5 protein-coding genes and 1 pseudogene are annotated in these 5644 nt (G+C 64.5%); 2 read left to right on the forward strand and 4 right to left on the reverse strand.

Annotation, left to right across the window (positions count from 1 at the left end):
* The 4 genes and pseudogenes from ACE3S9_RS05750 to ACE3S9_RS05765 all read right to left on the reverse strand — a co-directional run.
* Positions 1 to 419, reverse strand: a pseudogene (locus ACE3S9_RS05750) (hypothetical protein); the annotation flags it as partial.
* A 119-nt stretch (positions 420 to 538) separates the two neighbouring features.
* Positions 539 to 1675: a GTP-binding protein gene (locus ACE3S9_RS05755; RefSeq protein ID WP_374545484.1), complete on the reverse strand. Its 1137-nt coding sequence runs from the start codon at positions 1673 to 1675 to the stop codon at positions 539 to 541.
* A gap of 14 nt (positions 1676 to 1689) precedes the next feature.
* Entirely contained in the window at positions 1690 to 3162 is a 1473-nt protein-coding gene (locus ACE3S9_RS05760) for a D-alanyl-D-alanine carboxypeptidase family protein (RefSeq protein WP_374545485.1), read from the reverse strand.
* Positions 3163 to 3386: 224 nt separating this feature from the next.
* Positions 3387 to 3683, reverse strand: coding sequence for a BolA family protein (locus tag ACE3S9_RS05765; RefSeq protein ID WP_374545486.1), 297 nt, complete (start codon positions 3681 to 3683; stop codon positions 3387 to 3389).
* A 244-nt stretch (positions 3684 to 3927) separates the two neighbouring features.
* Between ACE3S9_RS05765 and ACE3S9_RS05770 the strand changes: the two genes are divergently transcribed.
* Both ACE3S9_RS05770 and cobS read left to right on the forward strand, forming a co-directional pair.
* Complete coding sequence (locus tag ACE3S9_RS05770) at positions 3928 to 4371, forward strand: J domain-containing protein (RefSeq protein WP_374545487.1); 444 nt, start codon at positions 3928 to 3930, stop codon at positions 4369 to 4371.
* A gap of 199 nt (positions 4372 to 4570) precedes the next feature.
* A complete protein-coding gene (gene cobS / locus ACE3S9_RS05775) occupies positions 4571 to 5566 on the forward strand; it encodes a cobaltochelatase subunit CobS (protein WP_374545488.1) in 996 nt (331 codons plus the stop codon).
* Positions 5567 to 5644 lie beyond the last annotated feature (78 nt).

Raw genomic sequence — 5644 nt, forward strand, 5'->3', positions numbered from 1 at the left:
GCCCCCCGCTGCTTGGGGGGGGGGGGCGTATCTTTTGTTGGCTTTTCTTTTAAACCCCCCTCGACTCTAGATTCCTTTGTTTTCGCAGCGTTTTTACGAAAAACCGGCGTCCACTTTTTCGCACGCTGCTCTAGGGTTTCGTCGCGCTCCCAGACCAGCAGAAAGCGGAGGCCGGCGCGGCCGGCGAGCCGCAACGCGGCGGGAAGGGCGAAAGCCGGTTCGAGAAAAATATTGCGTTCGAGCGCGCGGGCCGCGAGATCGGCCCAGGCCGCCTGATGCTCTTGCGCGCCGGCGGCGTCGAGGGATTCGACAAAAAGGGCCGCGCCACGGCGACGCGACAAGCTGTCGTCCGCCAGCTTGTCGAAGGCTGGCGAATGGGAAAGCTGCGTTCGTGCGACTATATCCGTCACCAGCGTCAATTCCGGCCGCCGCCCTGCGCCACAACGGCGCCTTTGGGTCAATTCGAGACAAAAACGCGCGAAAGACCGGCGGCGCGGTCACCCCATCAAGCTTCGCGCCAGCGTGGCGACCATGCGTCTCAGGCCAGCAATCCACCCGGAGAGGGCTTTAGGGGATTGGCGACGACCGCCTTCGCATCGGGCCGGTCGAGGACCGGCTTGCCGGCAAAGGCGTCATAGAGCCCTTGAACGAATTCCGGGCTCAGGTCGCGGGTGATGAAGACGATGCGCGTTTGGCGGTCGGCGTCGGGCCAGGAATCGAGGCGCGCCGGGGGATGAAAAATATGCTGGACGCCGTGAATGACCAGCGGCCGCTCGGGATCGTCGGCCAAAGCGATGACGCCCTTGACGCGCAGCAGGTTCGGGCCGTGGGCGTTGCGGAGAATCTCCAGAAAAAGATCGCAGGCCGATAAAGGCAACGGATTTTCGCTGGTCAGGCAGAAGGCGCGGATCGATTCGCCGTGGCGATTGACGTCGTGGTGATGATGATCGTGGTGGTGATGGCTTTCGGCGAGCGCTTCGGCGTTGAGCCAGCGCGCGACATCCGGCGCTTTCGTCGCCGGATTGTAAAGGCCGGCGTCGAGCAGATGGTCCGCGTCGCAAAGCTCCGGCCGGTCGATCAGCCGGGCCGTCGGGTTGAGAGCCGACAGATGCGCGCTCAGGCGGGCGAACGAAGCCTCTGCGCCCATTGTCCCGACGAGGTCGCCCTTGGACAGCACGAGACGGTCGGCGACGGCGGCCTGCCGGACCGCCTCGGGATGAGCCGCCAGCGTTTCCTCGCCATTGATCGCGTCGATCACGGTCACCACGCCGTCGAGACGGAAACGCATCAGCAGATAGGGATGGCTCATGATCGTGTGCAGCACGGGCGCGGGATCGGCCAGTCCGGTCGTCTCGATGACGAGCCGGTCGAAGGAGCCGATGCGGCCATTGTCGAGCCGGCGCAGCAGGTTCTCCAGCGCGTCGATCAGATCGCCCCGCAAAGTGCAGCACAGGCAGCCCGAGGCCATCATCACCATGTCGCCGTCGATTTTCTCGACGAAGAGATGATCGAGGCCGATCTCCCCGAATTCATTGATGAGGACGATGGTTCGCGCCAGCGCCGGGTCGCGCAGCAGGCGATTGAGCAGGGTCGTCTTGCCGGCGCCGAGAAAGCCGGTGATGATTGTGACCGGAATGGGCCCCGGCGGGCGCCGGGCCGAAACGCCGTCGCTCAATGAAGTCCCGTCACTCAATTCTGTTTCGTCTTACCGTTGGCGGCGGCGCTGTCGGCCTTGCTGGCCGTGGGCTTCGCGGCGGCGGCTTTCGCCGGGGCCTTGTGCTCCGCCTTCGCCGCATTGGCGCTTTTCTTCGCGGCCGCCTTGTGATCGGCCTTGCCGTGCTCCGCGACGGGCGTCTTGCCCTTCTGCGCCTTGGCTTCATGTTTGCCATGGCCCGCACGCTTCATCGACAGCGCCTTCGGATCCGGCTTGATCGGCGCCGCCGCGGCGGCATGTTCCGGCGGCGGGGCGTAAGCGATGGCCCCGATCGGCGTATTGGCCGGGCGCGGCCCGGCGACCGGACCCTGATAGCCCGGCGTCGCGCCGACATAGACAGGAATCGGCTCGGTGACCGGACGGGGTAAGGAGGCGATCAGCGCGCCGCTGCCCGGAATGGCGGGGGCGGCGCCGGGCGCGGGCTGGATCGGCCCGCCGAAATCCTCCGATTCCGCTTCCTGCATGGCTTTGCCGCTTCGCCGCGTGCAGATTTCGCCGCGCATGTCGGGCGGCGTTCCGCCAACCGCCGGCAGATCGACGGCGGCCTCGCCCAGCGCTGACGTGGAAAAGGCGCGATCGAGCAGATCGGCCGCATGGGCGGTGCGCACCCGCGCCGAAATATCGCCCATCACCACCACGATGACCTTGCGATTGTCGCGCGTCGCGCTGGCGACGAGGTTGAAGCCAGCCGGGCAGGTGAAGCCGGTCTTCATGCCATCCGCGCCGGGATAGCGGCCGATCAGGCCGTTATGATTCGGAATGACCTGCTCGCCGAGTTTCAGCGCGCCGATATTGTAAAGATCGGCATATTGCGGGAAGCCGATCAGCAGCGCGCGGCCGAGGATCGCCATGTCGCGCGCCGAGCTGTAGTGGCTGGGATCGGGCAGGCCATTGGGATTGACGAAATGCGATTCGCGCATGCCGATCGCGGCGGCGGTCTGGTTCATCTCGCCGGCGAAAGCCTCGACCGAGCCCGAAACGCCTTCGGCGATGGCGACCGCTATGTCATTGGCCGATTTCACCATCAGCATTTTGAGCGCATTGCCGAGCGTGACCTGGGAGCCGGGCGCGAAACCCATTTTCGACGGCTTCATGCTCGCGGCGCGCGCCGAGATCACCAGCGGGGTGTCGAGCGTCAGGCGCCCTTCGCGCACCGCGTTGAGCGCGACGTAAACGGTCATCAATTTGGTGACGGAGGCCGGATACCAGGGCTTCGTCGCGTCGCGGGCCGCGATCACCCGCCCCGTCGCGACATCCATGGCGACGAAAGGCGGCGGCGTGTAATGGGTCGCGGCGGGCGCTTCGTTCTTGGCGTGATTGGCGTGGGCGGCGGCGTGGCGTTTGTGCGCCGCCTGGGCGGTCCCGCTCAGCGGCGCCTGCAGCGCCGCGAGAAGGGTGAAAAGAGCCAGGGAAGCCTGTTTGGACCTGAGGCGGGCTGAAATCATCATCGTCTGGCGCCAATCTGGCCGGTCTGCGCCGGCAGAGAGTGAGAAACGGCGGTTCGGCGCGGCGCGCCGGCATGACAACGGCCGCAGGACGGAAACAGCCGTTCCGCAGCGACCTTATGGACCATTCCGGTTGAAACGCAATCGCGCCCAGCGGCCGAAAGAGCAAAGCTGAGCCTTCTGTGAACAGCGATTTTGCGTCTCTTTTATGGCGCGCCGCATTTGCGTCACTCGCCGGGCGCCTTGATGTCGAGCGCCAGCGCATGCACGCCGCCGGCGATTTCCTCTGCGAGGAGCGTATTGACGGCGCGATGACGCTCGATCCGCGACTTGCCGGAAAAGCCGGGCGCGACGATCTGGACCCTGAAATGGGTTTCGCCGCCGTGGCCGGCGCCGCCCTCATGGCCGACATGGCCGGCATGTTTGTGCGATTCGTCGATCACGTTCAGGAATTGCGGCGTGAAGGCGGCCGTCAGCTTGGCCTCCATGCGGTCGCGGACGGTCTGTTTACCGGAAGGCTGCATAATGATTCTCCTGATTGCGTCGCGTCGGCCCGGCCCAGCAAGTCAAGCAATTTAATCGCGCTCGCGTCCTTGCTCCGCCGCCGCCTTCGCCCATATTGTGTCGAACATGGATCTCAATTCCCCCATCTTTGATCGGATCAGGACGCGGCGCAACGCGGAGGCGGCTCAAGCCCCCGCGTCCGGGCCGCGCTGCCAGCATCCGGGCTGTCAGGCGGCGGGCGAATTTCGCGCGCCGATGGGGCGATTGCGGGAAGGGCAGTATTTCTGCTTCTGCCTCGATCATGTCCGGGAATATAACGCGACCTATAATTATTTCCACGGTATGAGCGACGAGGCGGTGCTGACCTATCAGAAAGAGGCGCTGACCGGCCACCGGCCGACCTGGAAAATGGGCGCCAATCGCGGCGAGGCGGCGTCGGACCGGATGCGCGACCCGTTCAACATGCGCGGCGCCGGCGCCAAGGAGCGCCGCGGCATGCGGACGCCCCGGCATGGCGTGGTCGCCCACAAGGCGCTGCATACGCTCGGACTGGACGACGAGGCGGGACCGGATGAAATCAAGGCCCGCTACAAGGAACTGGTCAAAAGATTGCATCCGGACGCCAATGGCGGCGATCGGTCGAATGAAGACAGGCTGCGCGAGATCATCAACGCCTATAACGTGTTGAGGTCTTTCCGCGCGGTTTAGCCAGCCGGAAATTCTACGGGTTCGCCGTCGCCGCTTTGCCGCCTCTTGTGGCGGGCAAGGCGGCGAGGTTATCGTGATGCGAAAGGGTTAGGGCCGGCGGGCCGGGGTCCGAAACGGACCAGAGGCCAAGTTTCAGGCTGGCCGGCCATGATCCGGCGTCGTCGGATTTTTCGATCGGCGGCGCGGTGATGGAGGTTCGATGCAAGTTTCACATTCCACAGGGTCGGCGCAGGGGTTGCCAGACAAGACCATATCGGTGCGCGACGTCTTCAAGATCGATTCCGACATGAAGGTCCCGGCCTTCTCGGTCGCCGACGAGCACGTCCCCGAGAAAGATTCCGATTATCTGTTCGACCGCACGACCACCCTCGCCATTCTCGCGGGCTTCGCCTATAACCGCCGTGTGATGGTGTCCGGATACCACGGCACCGGCAAATCGACCCATATCGAACAGGTGGCGGCGCGGCTGAACTGGCCCTGCATCCGCGTCAATCTCGACAGCCATGTGTCGCGCATCGATCTGGTCGGCAAGGACGCCATTGTCCTGCGCGACGGCAAGCAGGTGACCGAATTCCGCGACGGCATCCTGCCCTGGGCCTTGCAGCACAACGTCGCCTTGTGTTTCGACGAATATGACGCCGGGCGTCCGGACGTCATGTTCGTGATCCAGCGCGTTCTGGAAGTCTCGGGGCGCCTGACCCTGCTCGACCAGAACCGCGTCATCAGCCCCCATCCGGCCTTCCGGCTGTTCTCGACGGCCAATACGGTCGGTCTCGGCGACACGTCGGGCCTGTATCACGGCACCCAGCAGATCAATCAGGGCCAGATGGACCGCTGGTCGATCGTCACCACACTGAACTATCTGCCGCATGACAAGGAAGTCGACATCGTCCTCGCCAAGGTCAAGGATTTCCAGAAGACCAAGGAGGGCGCCGACGTCATCAACAAAATGGTCCGCGTCGCCGACCTGACCCGCAACGCCTTCATGGGCGGCGACCTTTCCACCGTGATGAGCCCGCGCACGGTCATCACCTGGGCGGAAAACGCCTCCATTTTCGGCGATGTCGGCTTCGCTTTCCGCCTCACCTTCCTCAACAAATGCGACGAGCTGGAACGTCCGCTGGTGGCGGAATTCTATCAGCGCTCCTTCGGAAAGGATTTGCCGGAAAGCGCCGTCAATGTGGCTCTGAGTTGAGCCGCGCGACCGTTTCAAATCCTGCGCGCCTTCGGATCGGAACCGTCGCGTGACTCTGTCCAACGTCAAATCCTCGTC

The sequence above is a fragment of the Rhodoblastus sp. genome (genome assembly GCF_041915505.1).
Taxonomy (GTDB): Bacteria; Pseudomonadota; Alphaproteobacteria; order Rhizobiales; family Beijerinckiaceae; genus Rhodoblastus.

Excerpts from the sequence above, each read along its gene's own strand:
- ACE3S9_RS05760 (WP_374545485.1), bottom strand. The coding sequence starts at position 3,162 with ATGATGATTTCAGCCCGCCTCAGGTCCAAACAGGCTTCCCTGGCTCTT.
- ACE3S9_RS05765 (WP_374545486.1), bottom strand. The coding sequence starts at position 3,683 with ATGCAGCCTTCCGGTAAACAGACCGTCCGCGACCGCATGGAGGCCAAG.
- cobS (WP_374545488.1), top strand. The coding sequence starts at position 4,571 with ATGCAAGTTTCACATTCCACAGGGTCGGCGCAGGGGTTGCCAGACAAG.